We start from the raw sequence: 22,960 nt of genomic DNA on the forward strand, positions 1-22,960 counted from the left end.
GGACGACCGCGACGCGGGCGGAGGACGCGCCCGCCACGGGCTGTTCACCGCTCGGCCGACGCGCGGTCGACGGTCCGTCACCCCGCTCGCGGGCCCGGCGTCGAGGGCGGGCTCGATAGCCTGTCGTGTCACTCGGGCGGGACAGGACGGGACGGGAGGTGTCGTGGAGCCACGCGTGTCCGTGATCGTCGCGGCCTACCGGCCGGGCGACGGCTTCGACCGGGTCATCGACTCCCTCGACGCGCAGACGCTGCCGCAGGACGAGTTCGAGCTCATCGTCGTCGACGACGGCTCCCCGGACGACACCGTCGAGCGCCTCCGTCGCGTCGCCGCGACGCATCCGAACATGCGGGTGGAGACGATCGAGAACTCGGGCTGGCCGAGCCGACCGCGGAACGTCGGCACCGCCCTCGCCCGCGCCCCCTACGTCCTCTACATGGACCACGACGACTCGCTCTACCCGGACGCGCTGCGCCGCCTCGTCGAGTACGCGGCCGAGACGCACGCGGACGTCGTGAGCGCGAAGGAGTCGCAGACCCGCAGCGTCTGGTGGGGCACCATGCCCTTCCGGCACGGCAACGTCGCGAACGCGATCCCGTCCGGCGACATCCACCAGCTGATGCCGATGATCCCGCACAAGCTGTACCGGAAGGCGTTCCTCGAGGAGCACGGCATCCGGTTCCCGGAGGGGAAGCGGCAGCTGTGGGAGGACATCTTCTTCAACGTCGAGGCGTGGCGGCACGCGCGGGTCGTGTCCCTGCTCGCGGACACCCCCGTCTACCTCTGGCACCTCACCGAGGCGAACAACTCGAGCACCTACGGGCCCGGCGGCATGGAGTTCTGGAACCGCCTCGACGTGCTCTACGACTTCATCGACCGCACGCTCGACGGTGAGGCGTTCGCCCGGGCGCGGCAGGACGAGTTCCTCCACCAGTGGCGGGGCCGCGCGCTCAAGCGGTTCGCGAAGCTCGCCGGCACGGCTCCCGAGGAGCGGACGCTGCGCACCCTGCCGCGGGCCCAGAAGGTGCAGGAGCGCTACGTGCCGCGGGAGCTCGAGCCGCTGCTCGGCGTCATCGCGCGCCCGCACTCGGAGCTCACGCGGATCGGGCGCATCGACCTGCTCGGCGAGCTCTGGCGGCTCGACCAGACCGTCGCGGGCCGCTTCACCGCCTCCGGCGTCCGCTGGAACGAGGGCGTGCTCGAGGCCGATGTCGTCGCCCGTTGGGTGCAGGCGAACGGGAAGCCGCTGCGGGTCCTGCAGCGCGACGGCCGGCTCTACCGCGACCTCCCCGAGCACATCGCCGCCGCGCTGCCGGAGGACGCGTACGACGTCACGGACACGCTCGACACCTTCATCCTGCGCGTCGGCGCGCACTCGCGCGCCGACCACCTCACCTGGGACGCCCGGGTCGAGGGCGCGGTGACGACCTGGGAGCAGGTGGAGCCCGGCGTGGTCACGCCCGTCTCCCGTGGACGCCTCCGCCTCGACCCCGCGACCACGGCCGGCGGCCGCCCGCTGACGCCCGGGGTGTGGGAGCTGTCCGGCATCGTGCACTGGTCGGACACCGCGCGCAGTCAGGGCATCCGCGTCCGGGTGAAGCCGATGCCGGCCCTGCCCGGGGGCGTCGTCGCCACGGCGTACACGAACAAGGTCGGCACGCTCGCGATCGACCTGAACGGGAAGGCGCGCTCCGTGATCGCCGAGGGCGGCGTCCGCGGCGGCCGCGTGCCCGGCGGCGTCCGTGGCTTCGTCCTGCCGCTGCCGCGCGTGCAGGCGTGGCAGGACGCCCGCATCCCCGTCGGCGTGCGCTTCGCGCCGAAGGAGGGGCCCTCCACCGTCGTGGCCGGCGTGCTCGTCGCCGACGGCGCCGGGGCGCGGCTCGAGGCCGGCGGCGAGGTCTCGCCCGGCCGCTACCGCCTCGCGTTCCTCCCGCCCGACGGCGTCGACCGGATCACCCGCTGGTCCGCCCGCGTCACCCGCGGCGGCGCGCTCGTGCTCCACGACACGCACCTCCGCCCGCGCCGCGCGACGCTGGCCTGGCTGCGCTTCCAGGGCGGCCGCGGCTACCGGTACCTCCGACGCCGGCTCGGTCGCTGACCATGGGCGGCCCGAAGGTCTCGGTCGTCATCGCCGCGTACGCGCCCGGCGAGGGCTTCGACCGCGTCGTCGCCTCCCTCGACGCGCAGACGCTGCCGCAGGACGTGTTCGAGGTGATCGTCGTCGACGACGGCTCGCCCGACGACACCGCCGACCGCCTCCGCGCCGTCGCCGCGACCCGGCCGAACTGGCGGATCGAGCGGATCGAGAACTCGGGCTGGCCGAGCCGCCCCCGCAACGTCGGCACGGCGCTCGCGACCGGCGAGCACGTGCTCTTCATGGACCACGACGACTCGCTCTACCCGGACGCCCTCCGGCGGCTGGTCGACTACGCGGCCGAGACGCGCGCCGACGTCGTCAGCCCGAAGGAGTCGAAGACCACCGACCCCTGGTGGAACATCCAGACCCTTCAGCGCGGGAACGTCGCCGACATCACGCGCGACGGCGGGATCGCGCAGCTGCTGCCGATGGTGCCGCACAAGCTCTACCGGCGCGCCTTCCTCGCCGAGCACGGCATCGCGTTCCCGGAGGGACGTCGGCGGCTCTGGGAGGACGTCTACGTCAACGTCGCCGCCTGGCGGCACGCGGAGCGTGTCGCCGTGCTCGCCGACACCCCCGTCTACCGCTGGCACGCGAGCCGGACGAACAACTCGAAGAGCTACGGCCCGCTCACCACCGAGTACTGGGACCGCCTCGACGACCTGCTCGCGTTCATCACGGAGACGCTCGCGGCCGACCCGGAGGCGCTCCGGAGCGCCCTGCTGCACCAGTACCAGGGCCGCGTGCTCGGTCGCCTCGGCAAGCACCTCCGCGACCCCGAGGCGGATCCGGAGGCGGTCGCCGCAGCGATCGATCGCGCGACCGCGGCCCAGCAGCGCTTCTTCTCGGAGGCGCACGACGCCGCGCTCGCCGGCTTCGACCGGGCGCGCGCCGTGCTGCTGCGGACCGGACGCGCGGACCTGCTGCGCGCGCTCGCCGAGGTCGACGCAGACACCGCGCCCGTCGTCACCGCGACCGGCGCGCAGTGGCGGGACGGCGCCCTGCACCTCGACGTGCGCGTCGACTGGGTCACGCGGGACGGCGCGCCGGCGGCGTTCGAGCGGGTGGGGGAGCGCGTGCTCCGCGCGCTGCCTGTCGAGCTCCGCGCCGTGCTGCCCGAGGGCGTCGTCGACGTGACGGACACGATCGACGACCTGCGCGTCGGGATCGGGGTCCGCGACCGCGACGAGGCCGTCACCTGGCTGCTGCCGGGTGAGCACCGCGCGGCGTGGGAAGCGCAGGACGACGGCCGACCCGTTCCCGTGCTGCACGGCACCGCCGTGCTCGACCCCGCGCTCGCGGCCGCCGGCCGACCGCTCGCAGACCGCGTGCACGACCTCGTCGCCGGCGTCGAGTGGGACGCCGCCGACTACTGGGCACGCTCGGTCCGCTACGAGGGCCCGGCCGTGCCCGCGGTGGTGCGGGGGAGGCCCGGAGTCGCCTACAAATCGAAGAAGGGCGCCCTCGCGCTCGACCTCTCGAGCGGCCTGCGCAACGTCCTCGCGGACGGCGGCGCCCCGGCCGGTCGCATCGCGGGTACCACTGCGGGCCTGACCCTGCCGCTGCCGCGCGTCGCGGTGACCGGCGAGGCGTCCCTCACCGCGGCCGTACGGCTGACCGCCGCCGAGGGCGGCGCGGTCGTCGAGCTGCCCGGCGTCCTCATCACCGACGCCTCGGGCGCCCGGCTCGAGGTCGGCACGCGCGAGCGGGTTCCGAACGGCGCCTACGAGCTCGCCTACCGGATCGGCGACCGCCCGTTCTTCGGCAAGCGCCCGGTCCAGGTGGCGAAGGGCGTCGTCACGATCGTCCCGAAGGGGGGCTCGGCGCCGCCGCCCCCGCAGGGCCTGCTGGGGTCGCTCCGGCGGCGGATCGGGCGCTGACTCGCCGTCAGGACTGCGCTTGCGCCATCCGCGTGTGGAGCCGATGAGCCAGCTCGTTCGTCGCGAGGTAGCCCTGCTGCACCTCGCGGAGCAGGGAGAAGATCTCGTTCTCGCTGAACTGCACGGTCTTGCCGTTCAGCTCGAGGAAGACGTTCGTGGCCAGCCAGGCGAGGCGCTTGTTGCCGTCGAAGAGCGCGTTGCTGCGCGCGAGGCTCTCCATGAACGCGGCCGCCTTCATCGCGAGCGGCGTGTAGACGTCCATCCCGCGGTACTTGAGCGCCGGGCGGTCGACCGCCCCGATGAGCAGCCCGAGGTCGCGGACCGCCTCCCGCAGCGGCGCCTCGCTGAACATCTCGACGATCTGCACGACGTCGTCGATCGACAGGTACTCCGTCTGCGCGACGCGGGACGCGTACGGATCGGACACACGACTCCAGACGGACCGGCGGGGGACAGGAGCGCGCCCCGAGGAGCGCGAGCCACCAGGTTAGCGACCGGCGGGCTCGGGCAGGATCGGGGCATGGACGCGGCGGGGGAGTGGCAGCGGCTGTGCGCGCTGCTCGACGACGACGAGGCGGTCCGGGAGGCCGTCGAGGACGCGCTCGAGGCGGGGGAGGACCCCTGGGAGGCGCTGCTCGACGGGCTCGACGAGGCGGGCGCGCTCGCCTACCTGCGGGCCGACGACACCGGGATGGAGCTGTCCGACGCCCTCGCGCAGCTACCGCGGGTGTTCGACGCGCAGCCCGACCTCGACGAGGTGACCGACACCGACGACCTGGCAGCCGCCACCACCGCTGCCGACCGGATCCTCGCGGCGGAGGACCTGCGCGTCGTGCGGCTCGTGGAGGAGGACGACGCCTGGCCGGTCGCCGTCGTGCCCACCGAGTCGGTGGTCGAGATCATCGGACTCGCGGCTGCCGTCGGCCACGAGATCGTCCCCGGCTAGCGGGATCAGGCCTCGGCGAGGCGCTCGAGGAGGCCGCTGTGCTGCGCGAGCAGGCGCTTCGTCGTGCGCTCGACGAACTCGGTGTGGTTCCGCTTGGGAGCGACGAGCTCGATCGCTTGAGCGGCCGCCTGGTTCTTGCTCATGCGGAACTGACGCGCCAGCCGGGCGAGCGTCTCGTCCTCGGCGGGGCTGAGGCGGAGCGTCATGGCCATGCCTTCAACCTACGGTTGAGGTCGAAGTTTCGCGGAAGGCGCGGTCGCGTGTCGTGAAGCCCTGCTTCTGCTCCGGCGATCAGCCCAAATCGGGAGGGGGGCGAGCCGGCACGGGGTACAAGTCCGGACCGTCGGGGTACGGCTCGCCTTCCCCCGAGCGAGGTCTGCGGCTACTGTGACCTCACCCGAACGCGACTTACCCGAGCCGCTGTCCCGCTCCACCCAAGCGAGGTCCTCCCCATGGGGTTCACCCGTCCCTTGTTCTCCCGCGCGCTCGCGCTTCCGCTCGCCGGCGTTCTCGTGGTCGGTGCACTGACCGCCTTCAGCGCCCCGAGGGCTGTGGCGGACACGAAGGCTCCGACGCCCGTCTCCTCCGAGGCGCTGCCGACCGTCCAAGTGGATGGCGTGGTCTGGACACAGACTGTCATCGGTCACACGGTCTACGCGGGCGGATCGTTCGCACAGACCCAGGTGGCGGGCGCACGCCCGAGCTGGCCGAAGACGCCCCGCTCGAACCTGCTCGCCTACGACGTGGACACCGGCGAGCTGATCCCCGGATTCGCGCCCGTGGTGAACGGCCAGGTCCTCGGGCTCGCCGCTTCTCCGGACGGCAGCCGGCTCTACGCAGTCGGCGACTTCACCAGCGTGAACGGCGCCTCGCGCAGCCGGATCGTCGCACTCGACCCCGCGACCGGAGCCGTCATCCCCTCCTTCGCGCCGGTGCTGAACACTACAGCGATCGCCGTCGCCGCGAAGGGCTCTCGGGTCTACGTCGGTGGTGGCTTCACCTCCGTGTCCGGTGCGACGAGAAGTCGCGCTGCCGCATTCGATCTCAATGGCAACGTCCTGCCGTGGGCTCCCCAGCCCGCGGGGGGCGTCGTACGAGCGATCGTCGTGTCCCCGGACAGCAGCAAGGCGGTCATCGGCGGCAGCTTCACGAGCACCAACGGCCAGACCGCTCCGGGACGCGGAATGGCGGCCGTAGACACGGGTGCTGGCCGTTCGCTGCCCTGGGCGGCGGGCAAGGTGATCCACAACGGTGGCGTGGTGAACGGTCCGACGTGGACCGACACGGGAGACGCTAGCTCCGCGATCTACAGCCTCTCCACGCTCGGGAACATCGTCTACGCGACCGGGCAGGCCACCTCGACGTCGTGGCAGGACGCGAATCTCGAGGGGATGGTCGCCATGCGTTGGACGGACGGATCCATCCAATGGCTCGAGGACTGCCATGGCGACACGTACTCGAGCGTGCCCTTCGACGACGCCGTCTACGTCGCGAGCCACTCGCACAACTGCTCGACGCTCGGCAGCTTCGGCGAGATGACCTCTGACGCTCATCGCGCCATTGGCTTCAGCCAGTCGGCGACCCAGACGCTGCAGCACAACACCCAGCAGGGCCCCGGCAGCTACCAGGACTTCTTCGGCATGCCGGCGCCGAGCCTCGTGGACTTTTATCCGACCTTCCTCGTCGGTACCTACACCGGCGCTTACCAGGCCGCCTGGAGCGTGACGCAGGGCGCCGGCTACCTCCTCTACGGCGGTGAGTTTCAGCAGGTGAACGGGGCGAGGCAGACGGGCCTGGTCCGGTTCAAGGGATACCCCGACACCTCGACCGGCGTCGTGGAAGTGCCGACGCCGACGCCGACGCCGACAGCAACGGCGACGCCGACGCCCGGGACCTCGACCCCGCCGGCCGCGGGATCGCGACCCAAGCGGGTCGGCACTCCTGACGCGATCGCTCTCGGACCCTCGAAGGTCGCCGTTCGTTGGAGCGCCCCCAAGGGCGCGACCGCGGACAAGGTCTCCGGCTACGTCGTCACCGCGTACAAGGGCTCCAAGTCGGTCAAGCGCGTCTCGGTCGGCAGGACGGCTCGACTCGCGACGCTGAGCGGCTTGAGCCGCTCGACGACCTATCGCATCGGCGTCGCAGCGAAGAACGGGAACGGCGCTGGCACGACCTCCTCGCTCGACACCGTCAAGACTCGAGCGAGCGGCCCGAACGTCTCCCCGACGAAGAAGCCGAGCAAGGTCACGAAGCCGGCCTCATCGGCGAAGACGACGAGCATCCGCGTCAGGTGGAAGGGCGCTGGGGCGTCGGGTGCTCTTCCCGTGTCGAAGTATCAGGTCCGGGTCGTGCTGCGAGGGAAGACCGTGAAGGTCGTCCAGGTCGACGACCGGCTGCGCGCGAAGCTCATGGCGAACCTCAAGCGGCACACGAGCTACTCCGTATCGGTCCGTGCCGGGAACTGGGCCGGGTGGGGATCGTGGTCGACCTCCAGGAGCTCGCGGACCCGCTGAGTCCACGCGGGAGCGGCTGGTCGGCGAACCGACCAGCCGCTTCTGCGCTCGCGCCTAGCCGACCGCGCCGCGCGGCGGGTGCTTCGGGTCGATGCGCTTCCCGAAGAAGTCCCGGGTGACGCCGGCGGGGATCGCGACGCCGTGCTGCGCCTTCTTCCCCTTCTTCAGCCGGTAGCCGTCCAAGGTGCCGACCCCGATGCCGCCGCTGCCCGGCTTCCTGAGGTGCGGATCCTTGCGGCTCGTCCGCTTGTCGTGCGGCCGGCCCTGACCGTGCACGCCGATGATCGTGTTCGCGGCCGTCGTGACCTTCGACGTGTTCCACTGCCACCACCCGCCGTGATAGGTCGAGTAGTTGTAGTAGACGTTGTTCTTGAACGAGACGGTTCCGCCCTCAGGGCCCTTGTCCACGTTGAACGCGCGGATCACCTTCGTCTGCTTGAGGTTCTTTTTCGCGTAGATCGTGTTGTTGTAGATCGAGGTGACATCGGCGGGGACGTTGCCGATGAAGTTGAACGCGCCCTTGTCGTTGTTCTCGAAGATGTTGAACCGCACGGTCACCGACCGCGAGCCGCAGAAGAGGATTCCGCCGCCCGTGTTGTCGTGCGCGTAGTTGTACTCGAACACGATGTCGTGCGTGTCCTGGTCGCTGTCGAAGGCCTCGCCGTCGCCGCCCAGCCAGTGCGTGCCGTAGACCTCGTTGTGGTCGATCCGGATGTGCGAGCTGCGCGCCGGCCAGATGCCCGCGTTGGCAGTTAGCGGATTGATCGGATCGCAGAGCGGGCAGGGCCACTCGTCCGCGGCGTGCGCGACCACGTTGTGGTCGATCCGAGAGTGCTGGGCTCCGAAGACGACGATGCCGTCCCCTCGCGCCCAGCTGACTCGGTTCCCGGTGACGCGAACCCCCTGGTTGAAGGTGGTCGGGAACTCCCAGTTCATGACGGCGATGCCGGACCTGCCGACGCGGTCGACCCGGTTGTCGCGAATGACGAGCCCGGGGAAGGAGTCGCCGATCACGCCGCCTGAGGAGACGGTGATCCCGCCCCATTCCCTGGAGCTGCCCGCCTTCTCGTTGGGCGCGCTCGCGACGTCCTGGACGTCGAGCCGCTGGATGACCACGCCGCGGATCTCGCCGCCGTCCTGGTTCCAGACCGACACCCCGGACCGGTACACCTGCGTGGAGCGCCCGCCGCGCGTGTTCGTGATCCGCAGGTCCTGGATCGTCCAGTACGGCTGGTTCCGCAGCTGCACGGCTCCCGTGTAGTTCGGCGTCCCGCCGCCCGCGACGGTCGGCTTCGCCTTCTTCGGCCCATAGGCGCCGAGGGTGATCGGCGCTCCCGCGGTGCCGCTGCCGGCGGGGTGCAGCCGCCCGTGGCAGGTCGTGCCTCTGCGGAGGGAGATCGTGTCGCCCGGCGAGAAGTCGCCGTGATCGTTGACCTGCGCGAGGCGGTTCCAGGGATGCGCGACGCTGCCGGTGCCCGCCGTCTTCGCGGAGCAGTCGACGTAGTACTTCGTCGGTGCGGCCTCGGCCGCGGTCGGTATGAGCACGGCGCCGATGAGGGCGACCGACGTGGCGGCGATCAGGGCATGGCGGAGCGTCATGAGGGACTCGATCCGTTGACCGGCGGCGTCAGCCGGCGGCGCCGCGCGTCGGCCTCTTCGGGTCGACCTTCTTGCCGAAGAAGTCGACCTTCACGGACGACGGGACCGCGACGCCCTTCGGCATCTTGGACGCGTTCTTCGGCTTATAGCCGCCGAGGGTCGAGAAGGCCGTCCCGCCGACACCCGGGTGCTTCAGCTTCGGGTCGGTTCGGCTCGTTCCGGTCCCCTTCGGCTCGCCGCGTCCGCGGACGCCCAGGATGGTGTTCGAGCGGAACGAGACCTTGGCGGGGAAGGTCCAGTTCGCATTGCCGTAGTTGTAGATCAAATTGTTGAAGAACGCGATGCCGCTGCCGTGCAGGCCGTTGAAGGTCCTGACGTTGCCCGCCTTCGCGGACTTGGCTGCGTAGAACGTGTTGTTGTACACGCTCGAGTCCTTCGCCGGCACGGAACCGATGAACGCGATCGCGGACTTCTTGTTGTTCTCGAAGATGTTGAACCGCACGCTTGACGCCTTGGAGCCGCAGAAGAGCACGCCGCCGCCGTCGTTGTCGTGGATCCAGTTGTACTGGACCGTGATGCGCTCGGCCATGATGTCGAGGTCGATGCCCTCGCCGTCGCCATGGCCGACGTGCGTCCCGTAGACGTTGTTCTTCTCGATGACCGAGTCGCTGCTCCACGTCGGCCAAATGCCCGCGTTCGCGCCCATGCCGCGGACCTTCATGCACCCGGGGCAGGGCCACATGTTGGAACTGTTCTTGACGGTGTTGTGGTCGATCGAGGCGTTCCGAGCGCCACGCATGATGATGCCGTCGCCGCGCGACTTCGACACGGTGTTACCTGCGATGCGCAGGCCGAGGTCGAGGCCGTTCGGGTACTCGCGGTTCGAGGTGACGATCCCGGTCCGCCCGACGCCGCTCACGACGTTGTTCAGGATGCGGAGGCCCGTGTAGCCGTCGCCGCCCCCACGGCGCACCGTGTGCACCGAGATGCCGCCCCAGTCCCGGGCGTCGTGCTTGTTCTGGTACAGCAGCTTGCTCGTCACGTTGTCGACGGTCAGTCGCTGGAGCGTCACTCCGGCGAGGTAGCCGCCGTTGTCGTTGAGCAGGAGCACCCCGGAGCGGAACACCGATGCGGTCGAGGCCTTGGTCCGGTTGGTTACATGCAGGTCCTGCACCGTCCAGTACGCCTGGTTCTTCAGCGTGAGCGTCGCGGTCTCCATGCCGGTGCCGCCACCCGCGATGGTCGGCTTCGCGCCAGAGCCGTACGAGCCGAGGGTGATCGGCGCCCCGGCAGCCCCCGACCCCTTGGGGGTCAACTTCCCCTTGCAGGTGGTGCCCTTCTTGAACCGGATCACGTCGCCTGCGGTGAAGCGGACGTGGGTGTTGACGGCCGAGAGCGAGGCCCACGGCGACTGCTGCGTGCCGAGTCCGTTCTTCTTCTCGGCGCAGTTCACGAAATATGTTGTCGCGGCCGCTGCGGCGACGGAGTCGGTCGGCGCGGCGGTGGCCGGCGCGGCCGAGCCGCCGATTAGGGCGGCCGCGACGGCGGCGATCAGGGCGGTCGTGCGGAGGCGGATGATGATGTCTCCCGAGATCGGTCTGGCCGGGTGGGCGCGCAGCAGCCTGCTGGACGCGCGGCGGAAGCCGGGTCGGACGCGCCGCGCACCCTGGATCGTTCATCCTCGGCCCCCGATCCAGTCCGCGCACAACCCCGTTCGGGGTGGCGGCTGGACGCGCGAGTCGCCTCGGGGACAACACGAGCCGACGCGCTCAGGCGAGGTAGGCGGCCAGTCCTGACGTCCAGTCGTCTAGCCGGAACCCGGTTGCGGCGACCTTCGAGAGATCCAGAGTCGATCGCTTCGGCCGAGGAGCGGTGTCCGGTCGGTCGGCGAAGTACGCGTCCGTCGTCACGCCGCGCACGCGATCTGGATCGGCGCCGACCAGGGCGAACACCGCCCGAGCGACGTCCGCCCACGAGCCCTCATCGCCGGCCGATGACAGGTTGTACGTCCCGGCGGTCGCATCGACCCGGAGCAGGTGCGCGATGGCGGAGGCGATGTCCTCCGCGAACGTCAGCCGACCCAGCTGGTCGTCGACCACGGAGGGGTCGATCGCGCGAGCCGCGAGCGAGGCCATCGTCCGGACGAAGTTGTTCCCGTCGCCGATGACCCAGCTCGTCCGCAGGATGTAGTGGCGCGGCACGGCCGAGACGATCGCGTCCCCCGCGGCCTTCGTCTGCCCGTAAACCCCGAGCGGTGAGAACGGCTCGTCCTCCACGTGCACCTCGGCCGTGCCGTCGAAGACGTAGTCGCTGGAGACGTGGATCAAGGTGATGCCATTCGCGGTCGCGACCTTCGCCATCTCGGCGACCGCGCTCACGTTGACCGCCCATGCGGAGCGGCGTCCCTCAGGCGTCTCCGCCTGGTCGACGGCGGTGTACGCCGCGGCGTTGATGATGACGCCGTAGTCCTTCCAGTGCTTCGACGCCCACGCGGCGGGGTCGGTCAGGTCGAAGTCGGCCCGCGTCGTGAACTCGGCGTCGGGGAACACCGAACGGAGGGCCCGTCCGAGCTGCCCGTGCCCGCCGAGCACGAGGGTCTTCCTCGGCTTCATCGGCACGACGTCGGCGAGCCGCGGGTGCGCCTGGTCCTTCGCCGAGATCTCGACCGAGTCGAGCGGGATCGGCCAGTCGATCGCGGCCGTCTCGTCGCGGAGGTTCAGGAACGTGTACTCGGCGTCGGGGGACCAGTGGTCGTTGACGAGGTACGCGTAGGCGGTGTCCGGCTCGAGCGTCTGGTAGCTGTTGCCCACGCCGCGGGGCACGAGGATCGCGCGGGACGGGTCGAGCTCGGCGGTGAAGACCGCGCCGAAGGTCGGGCCCTCCCGGAGGTCGACCCAGGCGCCGAAGATCCGGCCGGTCGCGACGGAGACGTACTTGTCCCACGGCTCGGCGTGGATGCCGCGCGTGGTCCCGACGGCGTCGTTGAAGGAGATGTTGTTCTGCACCGGGCCGAGGTCGGGCAGGCCGAGCGCGAGCAGCTTCTCGCGCTGCCAGTTCTCCTTGAACCAGCCCCGGTTGTCGCCGGGGACTGGGAGGTCGACGAGAAGGAGCCCCGGGATCGAGGTCTCCGTGACGGACAGCTCCTTGCCGTGCTCCAGCGGCATCAGGCCTGGCCCTGTTGCTGGTAGCGGGCTTCGGTCGCGGCTTTCTGCGGCCGCCACCAGTCCTGGTGGTCGCGGTACCAGGCGACGGTGTCCTCGAGTCCCGTGCGGAAGTCGCGGAAGGCGGGCTGCCAGCCGAGCTCGGTGCGGAGCTTGGTGGAGTCGATGGCGTAGCGGAGGTCGTGGCCGGCGCGGTCGGTGACGTGGTCGTAGGCGTCGCGGGGCTGCCCCATGAGCTCGAGGATCGTCTCGACGACCGATCTGTTGTCCTGCTCGCCGTCGGCGCCGATGAGGTAGGTCTCGCCGATCACGCCCGTGTCGAGGATCGTCAGGACGGCGCTCGAGTGGTCGTTCGCGTGGATCCAGTCGCGGACGTTCTGGCCCGCGCCGTAGAGCTTCGGGCGGACGCCGTCGAGCACGTTGGTGATCTGCCTGGGGATGAACTTCTCGACGTGCTGGTAGGGCCCGTAGTTGTTCGAGCAGTTCGAGATCGTCGCCTGCAGGCCGAAGGACCGGACCCATGCGCGGACGAGGAGGTCGCTGCCGGCCTTGGTCGAGGAGTACGGGCTCGACGGGTTGTAGGGCGTCTGCTCGGTGAACCGGTTCGGGTCGTCGAGCTCGAGGTCCCCGTAGACCTCGTCGGTGGAGATGTGGTGGAACCGCGTCCCGTGCTTCCGGGCGGCCTCGATCAGCGTGTAGGTGCCGATGATGTTCGTGTCGAGGAACGGCCGGGGGTCGTGCAGGGAGTTGTCGTTGTGCGACTCGGCCGCGTAGTGCACGACGGCGTCGACGTCACCGACCAGCCGGTCGACGAGCGCAGCATCGGCGATGTCGCCGACGACGAGCTCGAACCGCTCGGCGGGCAGGCCGTCGAGCGAGGCGCGATTTCCGGCGTAGGTGAGCTTGTCGAGCACGACGACCGAGTGGTCCGTCGTGTCGAGCACGTGGTGGACGAAGTTGGAGCCGATGAACCCGGCGCCGCCGGTGACGAGCAGCTTCATGCCTGCTTGCCCCTTTCGAGGAGTGCGAGGAGGTACTGGCCGTACCCGGACTTGGTGAGCCGCTCGGCGCGGGTCCGGAGGCCGTCGTCGTCGAGGAACCCGAGGCGCCAGGCGACCTCCTCGGGGGAGCCGATCTTCAGGCCCTGCCGGCGCTCGATGGTGCGGACGTACTCGCCCGCGTCGTGGAGCGAGTCGTGGGTGCCGGTGTCGAGCCAGGCGGTGCCGCGGCGGAGGACCTCGACCTGCAGCTTCCCGGACTCGAGGTAGGCCTTGTTGACATCGGTGATCTCGTACTCGCCGCGCGGGGACGGGGCGAGGTCGCGGGCGATGGCCTTGACGTCGTTGTCGTAGAAGTAGAGGCCCGGCACGGCGTAGTTGCTCTTCGGGGCCTGCGGCTTCTCCTCGAGGGAGATCGCCTTCCCGTCGGCGTCGAACTCGACGACGCCGTAGGCGGTGGGGTCGCCGACCCAGTAGGCGAAGATCGCGCCGCCGTCGAGGTCGCGGTAGCGGCGCAGCTGGGTGCCGAGCCCGTCGCCGTAGAAGATGTTGTCGCCGAGCACGAGCGCGACGGAGTCGTCGCCGATGAAGTCGCCGCCGATCACGAACGCCTGCGCGAGCCCGTTCGGCTCCGCCTGCACCGCGTAGGAGATCGAGATCCCGAACTGGGACCCGTCGCCCAGCAGCCGCTGGAACTGGTCCGCGTCGTGCGGGGTCGTGATCACCAGCACTTCGTCGATCCCCGCCAGCATCAGGGTCGACAGCGGGTAGTAGATCATCGGCTTGTCGTACACCGGGACCAGCTGCTTCGAGATCCCCATCGTGATCGGGTGCAGCCGGGTGCCGGAACCACCGGCGAGGATGATGCCACGCATTGAAGCCATCATTCCGGAAGCGGGTGTTCGACGGGGACCAGTCGACGCGACTCGGCGTGGCAACGCTGGTTTCGGCGGACCATTTTGGACCCTGTTCGGGTGACACTCACCGCTCCCGCGCCCACGATCGAGGCGGGCGTCGTCGACGGAACCCCATCTCTTGGGAACGGCTCCCTGCCGAGCCCAAGTCCGCGTCAGCGGCACGACTCGGGAGGGAGGAGACGGGACGTCCAAGGCCTCCGGGCCGTCGCGGTGATCGCTGTCCTGGGCGACCACCTGTTCGAAAGGCCGTCGGGCGGATACCTCGGTGTCGACATCTTCTTCGTGATCAGCGGCTTCCTCATCACAGGGCTTCTGCTGAGGGAGTACTCGAAGACGGGACGGATCGACCTCCCGCGGTTCTACAAGCGCCGGATCAAGCGCACGTTGCCCGTCGCGTGGGTCGTCCTGCTCTTCACACTGATCGCTGGATCGTTCGTGCTTTCGGTCTACGGCTTCGCGCAGCTATGGCCGGCCGCTGTCAGCGCCGGAGCGTTCTGGAGCAACTGGCAGCTCATCGGGGTCGGCGCAGACTATCTTCACGCGACCGATGCGCCCTCGGCCGTCCAGCACTACTGGTCGCTCGCGGTCGAGGAGCAATTCTATCTGATCTGGCCGGCGCTCCTGCTCGGAGCCCTCGTGCTCGCGCGGCGGCCTCGTCTGCGGGCGGTCCCGGTCGCAGTGCTGACGACGATCGGGGTCGCGAGCCTTGTATGGGCCGCGGCGGAGACGGCGGCTCACCCCCTGAGCGCGTACTTCTCAACCCTCACCCGGGGATGGGAGCTGCTCGCAGGAGCCGGTCTCGCTTTTGCGGCGCCTTTGCTGGTCAGGCTTCCGGCGGTGCTCCGTCCGTGGCTGGCATGGTGCGGATTCGCCATGATCATCGGAGGAGTCGTCGTCGCGACTCCGGACTCGCCGTTCCCGTTCCCGTGGGCGCTTGTGCCCGTCCTCGGCACCGCCGTCGTCATCGCGGCGGGCGCGGGCGGTAGCGACACCCAGGTGTGGCCCCTCACGAACGGGCTCGCGCAGAGCATCGGCGCGATCTCGTACTCGATCTACCTGTGGCACTTCCCGGTCGCAGTGTTCGTCCAGGCGCTGCACCCGGCCCCTGGGCTGCTCGTGCACGGGGTCGAGCTCCTGCTGGTCCTGCTGCTGTCCGTGCTGTCCTACCGACTGGTCGAGGTCCCCTTCCGGACCGGCTCGTGGCACCGCCCCCGCTTCCCACGGCCCTCGCGCCGGTCGGTGATCGCAGTCGTCGGTGGTATCGCGGCGAGTTCGCTCATCGTGACCGCCCTCGTGGAGACTCGATCCCGACCAGTCGCGGTCTCCGTGTCGACCGCTGGGTACTTCGACGAGCAGCCGACACCAGCGGGCGCGACTAGGGGACGTCTGATCACTGAAGCGCTGCGCGCGACGTCCTGGCCGAGGCTCACGCCGGACGACCAACAGCTGGGCGAGGGCGCTCGCGTGCCGGAATGGACGCGCGACGGATGTCTGAACGCGTTCGGGCCCGAGGCGACCGCTTCCCGCTGCGTGTACGGCGAGCCTGAAGCGCGGCGTACCGTGATCGTTTACGGCGACTCCGTCGCGCTCAGCTACGTTCCGGGAATCCGCGCTGCGCTCGCCGGACGAGGATGGCGCATCAAGGTGCTTACGAGCGGGCAGTGCCCCGCTGTGATGGTCGGTGTGACGCAGGGAGACGGGTCGCCGTACCCGCAATGCGATGAGTACCGCGAATGGGCGTTGCAGCGGATGAAGCGGGAGCGACCCGAGCTGGTCGTGATGGTCAGCTCGTACCTTTCCCTCGATCGACTGGCGAGTGGATCTCGCGACCTGGCCGCCGCTGCGGAGTGGACTTCGCGCACCACCTCGACGGTGAAGCGGCTCGAGGGGGTGGCGCATCGGCTTCTCGTGCTTGACGCTCCGCCGATCGAGGCCTCGCCGCAGTCGTGCAAAACCGGTCTGACCACCCCTCAGGACTGTGTGACCGGCGTGCCGGAGAACTGGAAAAGGGCTGCGGATGCGCAGCACGCGGGCGCTCGCCTCGCTGGACTGCCCTCAGCCTCATATCCGTCGACGCTCCCCTGGTTCTGCAGCAGCGAAGGTGTGTGTCCGTCGTTCGTCGCGGACGTCGTCACTCTTGCTGACGGGATGCACCTGACGGACGCAGGGTCTCGGCAACTCGCCCCGCTCCTCCGTGAGGCGGTGCAGCGGGCGGTCGGTGACGCGGCCTAGATCGTCGCCACGTCAGTGAGCTGTCGATCCAAGGCGAACTTCGCTTGAGGGGCACGAGAGCACGTCCGTCCGGAGCCCGTCCCGTGTTCTCGGGTCGAGCGCCGGCAGGAGCCGCAGGGCGCACCTAATATCGACTGTCGTGGCTTTGGCGACGCGCGCTGGCGCGTTCCGCGTGCGGTTCGTCGCGACGCTCACCGTCCTCTACGTGCTCGTCGTCCTTCTGGTCACGCTTTGGCCGACCACCGTCGATCAGGGGCTCGACCCCTATATCGAGCGCCTGCTGCAGAAGCTCTGGTCGAAGGGTGTCCCGGCGTTCGTCGACTACGGGTTCATCGAGTTCAGCGCCAACGTCGTGTTCTTCGTCCCATTCGGGTTCCTGCTTGGACTGCTCTTCCCGTACCGGTTCTGGTGGCTCGCGATTGCGGGGGGAGCGCTCCTGTCGGTCGCCGTCGAGACGGCGCAGGGGCTCTTCCTGCCCGGGCGGGTCTCGAGCGCCCAGGACGTGGTCGCGAACACCACGGGAGCGGTCATCGGTTGTTTGGTCGCCGTCGCCGTCCGGATGCTGATCCTGCACCGGGACGTCCTGGTGATCCGCGATGTTGCAGAAGGTCGGCGTGCCTCGAACGGGTTACCCGTTCACAAATAGAACCTATGTCGGTCCGATCAGTCCGACAGAGGGGGCCAGGTGGCTGTGACCACTGAGCGACCACGATTCGCCGCGGAGCGCACGCGTGCGCGAGTGCCTCGGCGGGTGCGGGACGAGCAACCGATCGGCCTGCCGATCCGCCGGACCAACCCGACCTGGGAGAAGGCGTTCCAGCGCCGGCTCGTCGTCTCCGACGCCGTGCTGCTGGCGGCCACCCTGCTGGGGACGCAGAGCGTCTGGCTCGGGATCGATGCGACGCCGGAGTACGTCTCGACAACGCTGCCGCTCAGCGTCCCCTACTCGGCGCTGACCGTCGCGCTGTTTGTCCTCTGGATGCTCTTCCTCAAGGTGTTCGGCACGCGCAGCCCGAGGGTCATCGGCTCGGGCTTCGCCGAGTACAGCCGGGTCGGGGGCGCGAGCTTCCGGCTGTTCGGCCTCGTCGCGATCGTCGCGCTGCTGCTCCAGTTCGCGCCGGCGCGCGGGTTCATCCTGACCGCCTTCCCCGTCGGGGTCCTGCTGCTCATCGTCTCCCGCTGGGCGTGGCGGCAGTGGCTCCGTCGCCAGCGTCGCCTCGGCCGGTACCTCATCCGGGTGCTGCTGGTCGGCGCACCGAGCTCGGTGGAGCACCTCCACGAAGAGTTCACGCGACGGAAGTACCTCGGCTTCGAGATCGTCGGCGCCTGCCTCCCGCAGCGCGCGATGCGGGACTCGACGGAGATCCCCGTCGACCGGCTCGGATCGTTCGAGGACGTCGGGAGCGTCGCGCGCCGCGAGCGAGTGCACGCGGTCGCACTGGCCGGGTCGGAGGAGCTGCCGCCGGAGGCGGTGCGGCGGATCGGGTGGCGGCTCGAGTCCACCGGTGTCGACCTCATGGTCGCGCCGGCGATCACCGAGGTGGCCGGTACGCGCATCCACACCCGTCCGGTCGGCGGGCTGCCGCTGATGTACGTGGACTCCCCGTCGTACGACGGCGGCAAGAAGATCGCCAAGTCGGTGCTCGACTTCGGGCTTGCCTGGATCGCGATCATCCTGACGTCGCCGCTCATGATCGGGACCGCCATCGGTGTGAAGCTGACGTCCCCCGGTCCCGTGCTCTTCCGGCAGCAACGGATCGGCCTGAACGGCAAGGCGTTCGAGGTCCTCAAGTTCCGGTCGATGCGGATTGGTGCGGACGCCGAGCTCGCGGACCTGCTTCGGGAGCAGGGAACCGCCGACAAGCCGCTCTTCAAGGTCGAGAACGATCCTCGGATCACGCGGTTCGGTGCATTCATCCGCAAGTACTCCCTCGACGAGCTCCCACAGTTCTTCAACGTCGTCAAGGGGGAGATGAGCATCGTCGGTCCGCGTCCGCAGCGGGCCGAGGAGGTCGCCCTCTACGACAACGCGGCCGGGCGGCGACTGCTGGTGAAGCCGGGGATCACCGGGCTGTGGCAGGTGAGCGGTCGCAGCGACCTCTCGTGGGAGGACACGGTCCGGCTCGACCTCTATTACGCGGAGAACTGGTCGCTGCTCGACGACTTCGTGATCCTGCTGTGGACGGTCAAGACGGTGCTGCAGTCGCAGGGCGCGCGCTGACGGTCCCGGATAGTCCTCGGAATTCGTCGACACGTCAGACTCCGCTCGACGGCGCGAGGGCGAGGCACGGATGCGCCGGCATGGACCGCCCGCCGACGAGCCCATGACGCGCAGCACGCGCGGCCTGCGCCGAGGGTCGGATCCGACGCCCTGTCGTCCGGCGCGCCGCGGATATGGTTCACCCCGGTCCGGGGGACACGTACCGTCCCCCGGAGTGTTCTCGTACTCGCCGAAGGATCACGCATGACGAAGCTGGCTGAACCGCGGACCTCGGGTCCGCGCGACGCTGACGGCCGTGCGGTGACGAGATGGATCCGCGCGGAACTGCTCACGTGGCCGGCCGTCGAAAAGCGCGACGGAGGGTGGAGGCGGGCAGTGGCGCGCGCGGCGGTCGTCGCGGTCGCTCTCGGTCTGATGACCGAGTCGTGGGATCGATTTCTGAACGTCGAGGCTCTCGGTTACAACCTCAAGCTTCCGTCGCTCCTGTTCAGCATCGCCGCGATCGCTCTCGTCGTCGCGGTACGGCACCCGATTCGTCTCGTCCTGCAGAGGGCCTTCCAGCGCTACACCGTCGTGCTGACGGCGGCGATCGTCCTCTACCTCGCTGTCCGAGGCGTCTTCACCACGTCCCCGCTTGCCGCCTCGGCGCAGTTGGCGGCTGTGCTGTCGGGCGCGGTCCTGCCGTTCGTAGCGCTCCTGCTCGTCCTTCGCACCAGGCGTGATCTGCTCTGGGCCATCTCATGGCTCAGTCTCGGAGCAGCAGTCGCTGCCGCGTTCGGTGTGTACCAGCTGATCGCGTTCTACGCGGGCCTGCCGCAAGGCATCGAGTACAGCGGGGTAAGCATCGGGACCGGGCTCGGCCGGATCAGCTCGTTCAGCTACGAGCCAGCGTACTTCTCCTACTTCGTCATTCTGGTCCTCGGCGCGGTCGTCGCACGACGGAGGATGCTCGGGGGAGAGGTGAGTTGGCCGACGCTCGGCGTCTTCGGAGCGGTGCTCTACCTCATCAATGTCCGAGCCGCTCCGCTCATGGTGGTCGCCGTCGGCGGGCTGCTGTTGCTCGCATTCTCGTCGTACCGAAGGCTCATCGCGCGCGGCGCGATCGTCCTCGTCTGCGCCACCGTCGTGGCGCTCGCGGTCCCAGTGCTGATCGCGCAGATCAGCACTGCGGGGGGCCAGACCTCGAACGCGTCGATCCCGACGGATCGATTTCGCTCCCCGGCGACCGAGACGACGCAGCCGTCGGAGACCAGCACGTCGCCGGCCGCGGCCACGCCCGCGCCCGCGCCGAGCGAGTCGGCCGCGCCCGAGACCGGCGTCGGCGAGCCGCTTCAGGCATTCGACCCAAACGAGCAGAGTTCCAACTCGCCGCGTCTCGAGCTCTACAAGGCGGTGCTGGCGACGGTGGGTCGATCGCCCGTCTTCGGTGTCGGCCCGGGCAACCTCGGACCCGTGCTCCAGCGCGACGCACCCGGCGCGATCGCGAACCAGGGGGCGCAGGTCGTCGCGAACAACATCTGGCTGCAGGCGCTCGCTGACGGAGGGATCCCGCTCCTGCTGATGGAGATGGCGGTCATCGGGGGGGTCGCCGTTGCCGGCGTGCGCCGCCGGCGCTTCTTCACGTACCCGTTGGTCGCGGCGTGGCTCTCCGTGCTGCTCGTCGGAGGGATGCTGACCTCGTACTTCTTCGACATCAAGGTCTGGGTGGCGCTCGGGCTGCTCGTGGCCGGTGTCCGCGTGGTGGACCTGGAGCGGCAGGCCGGCACGACGCCGCGACAGCCTTTGATGTGAGAGTCTCGACACGCCGGACGAGTGTGGCGCGGCCGGGCTGCTTCCAGCTGCTCAGACGGGGTCCGACGGTCGACGCGGCCGATCTCGCGGGGAACGGAGGTGAGTGGCCATGGCCGTGTACGTGAACGGGCGGTTCCTCACCGAGGAGCCCACAGGAGTGCAGCGCTTCGCCGAACAGCTCGTCGTCGGACTCGGAGAGCTGCGCGACGACGTCGTCGTGTTGACGCCGCCCGGTGCTCGTACGCTGCGGAGGGCGAACATCCGAGTCGAGGCTTTCGGTTCCGGCAATGCCTTTAAGTGGGAGCAGTGTGACCTTCCTGCACGGCTGCGAAGAGCCGGAAGCCCGCTGCTCGTCAACCTCGGCAATCGAGCGCCGCTCGTGTACCGGCACCAGATCTCGACGCTGCATGATCTCCTCCCGATGCGTTTCGGCGACAACTTCTCTCTTCGGTTCCGGCTGCAGTTCCGAGTGATCGCAGCCGTCGGGGTCGTGCGGCGCAGTCATCGCGTGCTGACGGTCAGCGATGCCGCCGCCGCGGAGATCCGTGCGTTCTACGGGCTTCCGGAGTCGAGGACAGCGGTCGTCCACAACGCGGTGGATCATCGATCCGACCCGCGCACCGGACCGGGGTCCTCCGCGATCGCCGGCGCGACGCCCTACGTCCTCGCTTTCGGGCGTGCAGGCCGGCACCGCAACGCTGGAGTGACCATCGAGGCCGTCGGTCGCCTTCTTGAGCGCACGACGTTGCGGCTGGTGCTCGTGGGGTCCCCTGATCCGATCCTGATGCGGGAAGCAGCGCGCCTCGGAGACAGGTGCGTATTCACAGGACGGGTATCCGACGCGGACCTGGAGGCGTTGTACCGCGGCGCGAGCTGCTTCGTCGCGCCGTCGCTCTACGAAGGTTTCGACATACCTCCCCTGGAGGCGCAGCGGGCAGGTGCTCCGGTGATCGCTTCGCAGATCGACGTCCACCGCGAAGTGCTCCGAGACGCCGCGCTCTACTTCGATCCCAGCGATCCGGATGACCTGACGCAGCAGATCGAGCGAGTGCTCGCTCACCCGGAGCTGCGATCGCGGCTCATCGCACTGGGTCGAGAGAACTCGGCGAGGTTCGACTGGGGCAGGTCAGCGGCGGAACTGAACCGCGTGATCGTCGAGACAGACGCGTGACGGAGCGGAAGCGTCGTCGCGTGCCGCCCGCGACAGGAGCGCGGTCCCGCGATCGGCAGTTCGTCGGGTCGGAACCATTCGCGTTCCTCTTCCCCGACTCGAGCTCACTGAGGAGGACCCGACGTGGTCGACGTTGACGACCAGGCCGCCGTGCTGTTCTACGCGCCGACGTTCGACGCTCTGGGCGGAGGCGAGGTCTGGCTCAACCGGATCGCGAACGGCATGGCCCAGGAGGGGCGGATCATCCGGGTGATCGGGAAGGCGCCCCCTCACGCGCCTGTTCGGCACAGCTGGAACCCTGAGATCCGGACCGAGTACCTCGAGCCGACCGCGCCGCACATGGACCTGCCCACATCCCGACGCCGCCCTGTCACCGCTCGCACGATGCGGATCGCGAGGACCGCCGGAGACTGGGCGCTCCGCGGATGGCGTCCGCCGTCAGCCTTCCTCAGCGACGTCTCGCCGACTGCCCTCGATCGGTTGAGCGGTCTGATCGCCGAGTTCGCGCAGGAGCTCGGTGGCCGGCGAGCGGTGATCGTCTGCACCGACGTCTACACCGGCTCGCACGTCGCAGAGCTGAAGCGGCGGGGTCGCGTCGACCTGCCCTACTTCGTGATGCACCACAACAGCTTCGCTTCGCTCAGCCGCGGCACGAGAGGGGCGTACAGGCGGGCGGCGAGCGCCGCGGAGTCCTTCATCGCCCTGACGGACGAGGACGCTCGTGCGTTCCGTCACGACGGGTTCGAGCGAGTCGCCACGGTCCACAATCCCGGGCCGCGGATCAGTGGGGCGAACCACGCGGGCCCTCGCGAGCGCAGCGTCTCCTGGCTGGCACGGATGACGGACGTGAAGCGAGGCGACCTCGCACTGCGCGCCTGGGCGCGTGTCGTCGGCGACTTCGCCGACTGGCGACTCGTGCTCTACGGCGACGGGCCGGAGCGGCAGCGTCTCGAACAGCTGGCCCGGCGGTTGCGGGTGCAGTCATCGGTGGTGTTCGCGGGCGTCACCGACGACCCCATCAGCGCGTGGTCGACGACCTCGATCGGCCTGCTCACCTCGAACTTCGAGGGGTGGCCGCTGGTCATCGCTGAGGCGGCGAGCGTGGAAGTTCCGACAATCGCCACCGACAGCTCGCCGGGCGTGCGCGAGCAGATCCGCGACGGCGAGGATGGCCTCCTCGTCCGTGTAGGGGACGAGCGAGCGCTCGCGGAAGCACTGCGCACGCTGATGCGGGACTCGAGGATGCGCCATGAGCTGGGCGCCGCAGCGCGCCGGCATGCGCTCGAGTACGACTTGTCGAGGGTTCTGGACGAGTGGCGAGCAGTCGTCGATCAGGCGGGCGAGAGCGGGCACTGACGGCGCGCCGTCAGTCCTTCCGCCCGACCGGCCACGCG

Annotated in this window: 17 protein-coding genes; 10 read left to right on the forward strand and 7 right to left on the reverse strand. The window is 69.6% G+C overall.

Going from position 1 to position 22,960, the window contains the following annotated elements; genetic code table 11:
* The first annotated feature begins 175 nt into the window (after window positions 1–175).
* On the forward strand, window positions 176–2,098 hold the full coding sequence (locus tag D1781_RS16855) for a glycosyltransferase family 2 protein (RefSeq protein ID WP_147392133.1): 1,923 nt from the start codon (window positions 176–178) through the stop codon (window positions 2,096–2,098).
* A gap of 2 nt (window positions 2,099–2,100) precedes the next feature.
* Complete coding sequence (locus D1781_RS16860; RefSeq protein WP_119483664.1) at window positions 2,101–4,017, forward strand: glycosyltransferase family 2 protein; 1,917 nt, start codon at window positions 2,101–2,103, stop codon at window positions 4,015–4,017.
* Window positions 4,018–4,024: 7 nt separating this feature from the next.
* Here the strand turns inward: D1781_RS16860 and D1781_RS16865 are convergent, their stop codons facing one another.
* Window positions 4,025–4,444 carry a type II toxin-antitoxin system death-on-curing family toxin gene (locus tag D1781_RS16865; protein ID WP_119483665.1) on the reverse strand — a complete coding sequence of 140 codons (420 nt, stop codon included), beginning with the start codon at window positions 4,442–4,444 and terminating at the stop codon, window positions 4,025–4,027.
* A 93-nt stretch (window positions 4,445–4,537) separates the two neighbouring features.
* On the opposite strand from D1781_RS16865, the gene D1781_RS16870 reads away from it, so the two are divergent.
* The gene (locus tag D1781_RS16870) at window positions 4,538–4,963 is read left to right on the forward strand and encodes a DUF6630 family protein (RefSeq protein WP_119483666.1); all 426 of its coding nucleotides are present in this window, start codon (window positions 4,538–4,540) and stop codon (window positions 4,961–4,963) included.
* 5 nt (window positions 4,964–4,968) lie between these two features.
* Here D1781_RS16870 and D1781_RS16875 read toward each other — a convergent pair whose 3' ends face one another.
* Window positions 4,969–5,175, reverse strand: coding sequence for a CopG family transcriptional regulator (locus D1781_RS16875; RefSeq protein ID WP_119483667.1), 207 nt, complete (start codon window positions 5,173–5,175; stop codon window positions 4,969–4,971).
* Window positions 5,176–5,415: 240 nt separating this feature from the next.
* On the opposite strand from D1781_RS16875, the gene D1781_RS16885 reads away from it, so the two are divergent.
* Window positions 5,416–7,476, forward strand: a complete 2,061-nt coding sequence (locus D1781_RS16885; RefSeq protein WP_147392134.1) for a fibronectin type III domain-containing protein — start codon at window positions 5,416–5,418, stop codon at window positions 7,474–7,476.
* A 54-nt stretch (window positions 7,477–7,530) separates the two neighbouring features.
* Here D1781_RS16885 and D1781_RS16890 read toward each other — a convergent pair whose 3' ends face one another.
* From D1781_RS16890 to rfbA, 5 genes are all read right to left on the reverse strand, one after another.
* Window positions 7,531–9,075, reverse strand: a complete 1,545-nt coding sequence (locus D1781_RS16890; RefSeq protein WP_119483670.1) for a right-handed parallel beta-helix repeat-containing protein — start codon at window positions 9,073–9,075, stop codon at window positions 7,531–7,533.
* Between the two features lie 28 nt (window positions 9,076–9,103).
* Window positions 9,104–10,528 (reverse strand): right-handed parallel beta-helix repeat-containing protein, encoded by a 1,425-nt coding sequence (locus D1781_RS16895; protein ID WP_147392135.1) that lies wholly within the window; start codon window positions 10,526–10,528, stop codon window positions 9,104–9,106.
* Between the two features lie 316 nt (window positions 10,529–10,844).
* Window positions 10,845–12,239, reverse strand: coding sequence for a sugar nucleotide-binding protein (locus D1781_RS16905; RefSeq protein ID WP_119483673.1), 1,395 nt, complete (start codon window positions 12,237–12,239; stop codon window positions 10,845–10,847).
* Entirely contained in the window at window positions 12,239–13,237 is a 999-nt protein-coding gene (rfbB, locus tag D1781_RS16910; RefSeq protein ID WP_119483674.1) for a dTDP-glucose 4,6-dehydratase, read from the reverse strand. The genes D1781_RS16905 and rfbB overlap by 1 nt, the downstream gene beginning before the upstream one ends.
* On the reverse strand, window positions 13,234–14,109 hold the full coding sequence (rfbA, locus tag D1781_RS16915) for a glucose-1-phosphate thymidylyltransferase RfbA (protein WP_119483675.1): 876 nt from the start codon (window positions 14,107–14,109) through the stop codon (window positions 13,234–13,236). Before rfbA ends, rfbB begins: the two co-directional genes overlap by 4 nt.
* Window positions 14,110–14,208: 99 nt before the next feature.
* On the opposite strand from rfbA, the gene D1781_RS16920 reads away from it, so the two are divergent.
* The 6 genes from D1781_RS16920 (at window position 14,209) to D1781_RS16945 (ending at window position 22,922) form a co-directional block, all read left to right on the forward strand.
* Entirely contained in the window at window positions 14,209–16,383 is a 2,175-nt protein-coding gene (locus D1781_RS16920; RefSeq protein ID WP_267899810.1) for an acyltransferase family protein, read from the forward strand.
* A gap of 139 nt (window positions 16,384–16,522) precedes the next feature.
* Window positions 16,523–17,029 (forward strand): VanZ family protein, encoded by a 507-nt coding sequence (locus D1781_RS16925; protein WP_158590150.1) that lies wholly within the window; start codon window positions 16,523–16,525, stop codon window positions 17,027–17,029.
* Between the two features lie 105 nt (window positions 17,030–17,134).
* On the forward strand, window positions 17,135–18,604 hold the full coding sequence (locus tag D1781_RS16930; protein WP_158590151.1) for a sugar transferase: 1,470 nt from the start codon (window positions 17,135–17,137) through the stop codon (window positions 18,602–18,604).
* 243 nt (window positions 18,605–18,847) lie between these two features.
* Window positions 18,848–20,395: an O-antigen ligase family protein gene (locus D1781_RS16935; protein ID WP_119483679.1), complete on the forward strand. Its 1,548-nt coding sequence runs from the start codon at window positions 18,848–18,850 to the stop codon at window positions 20,393–20,395.
* 109 nt (window positions 20,396–20,504) lie between these two features.
* Window positions 20,505–21,566 (forward strand): glycosyltransferase family 4 protein, encoded by a 1,062-nt coding sequence (locus D1781_RS16940; RefSeq protein ID WP_119483680.1) that lies wholly within the window; start codon window positions 20,505–20,507, stop codon window positions 21,564–21,566.
* Between the two features lie 123 nt (window positions 21,567–21,689).
* A complete protein-coding gene (locus D1781_RS16945; RefSeq protein WP_119483681.1) occupies window positions 21,690–22,922 on the forward strand; it encodes a glycosyltransferase in 1,233 nt (410 codons plus the stop codon).
* Window positions 22,923–22,960: the final 38 nt, after the last annotated feature.

Origin of the sequence: Amnibacterium setariae (assembly GCF_003581425.1) — a bacterium.
Classification (GTDB): Bacteria; Actinomycetota; Actinomycetes; order Actinomycetales; family Microbacteriaceae; genus Amnibacterium; species Amnibacterium setariae.

Excerpts from the sequence above, each read along its gene's own strand:
- D1781_RS16860 (WP_119483664.1), top strand. The coding sequence starts at position 2,101 with ATGGGCGGCCCGAAGGTCTCGGTCGTCATCGCCGCGTACGCGCCCGGC.
- D1781_RS16870 (WP_119483666.1), top strand. The coding sequence starts at position 4,538 with ATGGACGCGGCGGGGGAGTGGCAGCGGCTGTGCGCGCTGCTCGACGAC.
- D1781_RS16875 (WP_119483667.1), bottom strand. The coding sequence starts at position 5,175 with ATGGCCATGACGCTCCGCCTCAGCCCCGCCGAGGACGAGACGCTCGCC.
- D1781_RS16885 (WP_147392134.1), top strand. The coding sequence starts at position 5,416 with ATGGGGTTCACCCGTCCCTTGTTCTCCCGCGCGCTCGCGCTTCCGCTC.
- D1781_RS16890 (WP_119483670.1), bottom strand. The coding sequence starts at position 9,075 with ATGACGCTCCGCCATGCCCTGATCGCCGCCACGTCGGTCGCCCTCATC.
- D1781_RS16905 (WP_119483673.1), bottom strand. The coding sequence starts at position 12,239 with ATGCCGCTGGAGCACGGCAAGGAGCTGTCCGTCACGGAGACCTCGATC.
- rfbB (WP_119483674.1), bottom strand. The coding sequence starts at position 13,237 with ATGAAGCTGCTCGTCACCGGCGGCGCCGGGTTCATCGGCTCCAACTTC.
- rfbA (WP_119483675.1), bottom strand. The coding sequence starts at position 14,109 with ATGCGTGGCATCATCCTCGCCGGTGGTTCCGGCACCCGGCTGCACCCG.
- D1781_RS16935 (WP_119483679.1), top strand. The coding sequence starts at position 18,848 with ATGACGAAGCTGGCTGAACCGCGGACCTCGGGTCCGCGCGACGCTGAC.
- D1781_RS16940 (WP_119483680.1), top strand. The coding sequence starts at position 20,505 with ATGGCCGTGTACGTGAACGGGCGGTTCCTCACCGAGGAGCCCACAGGA.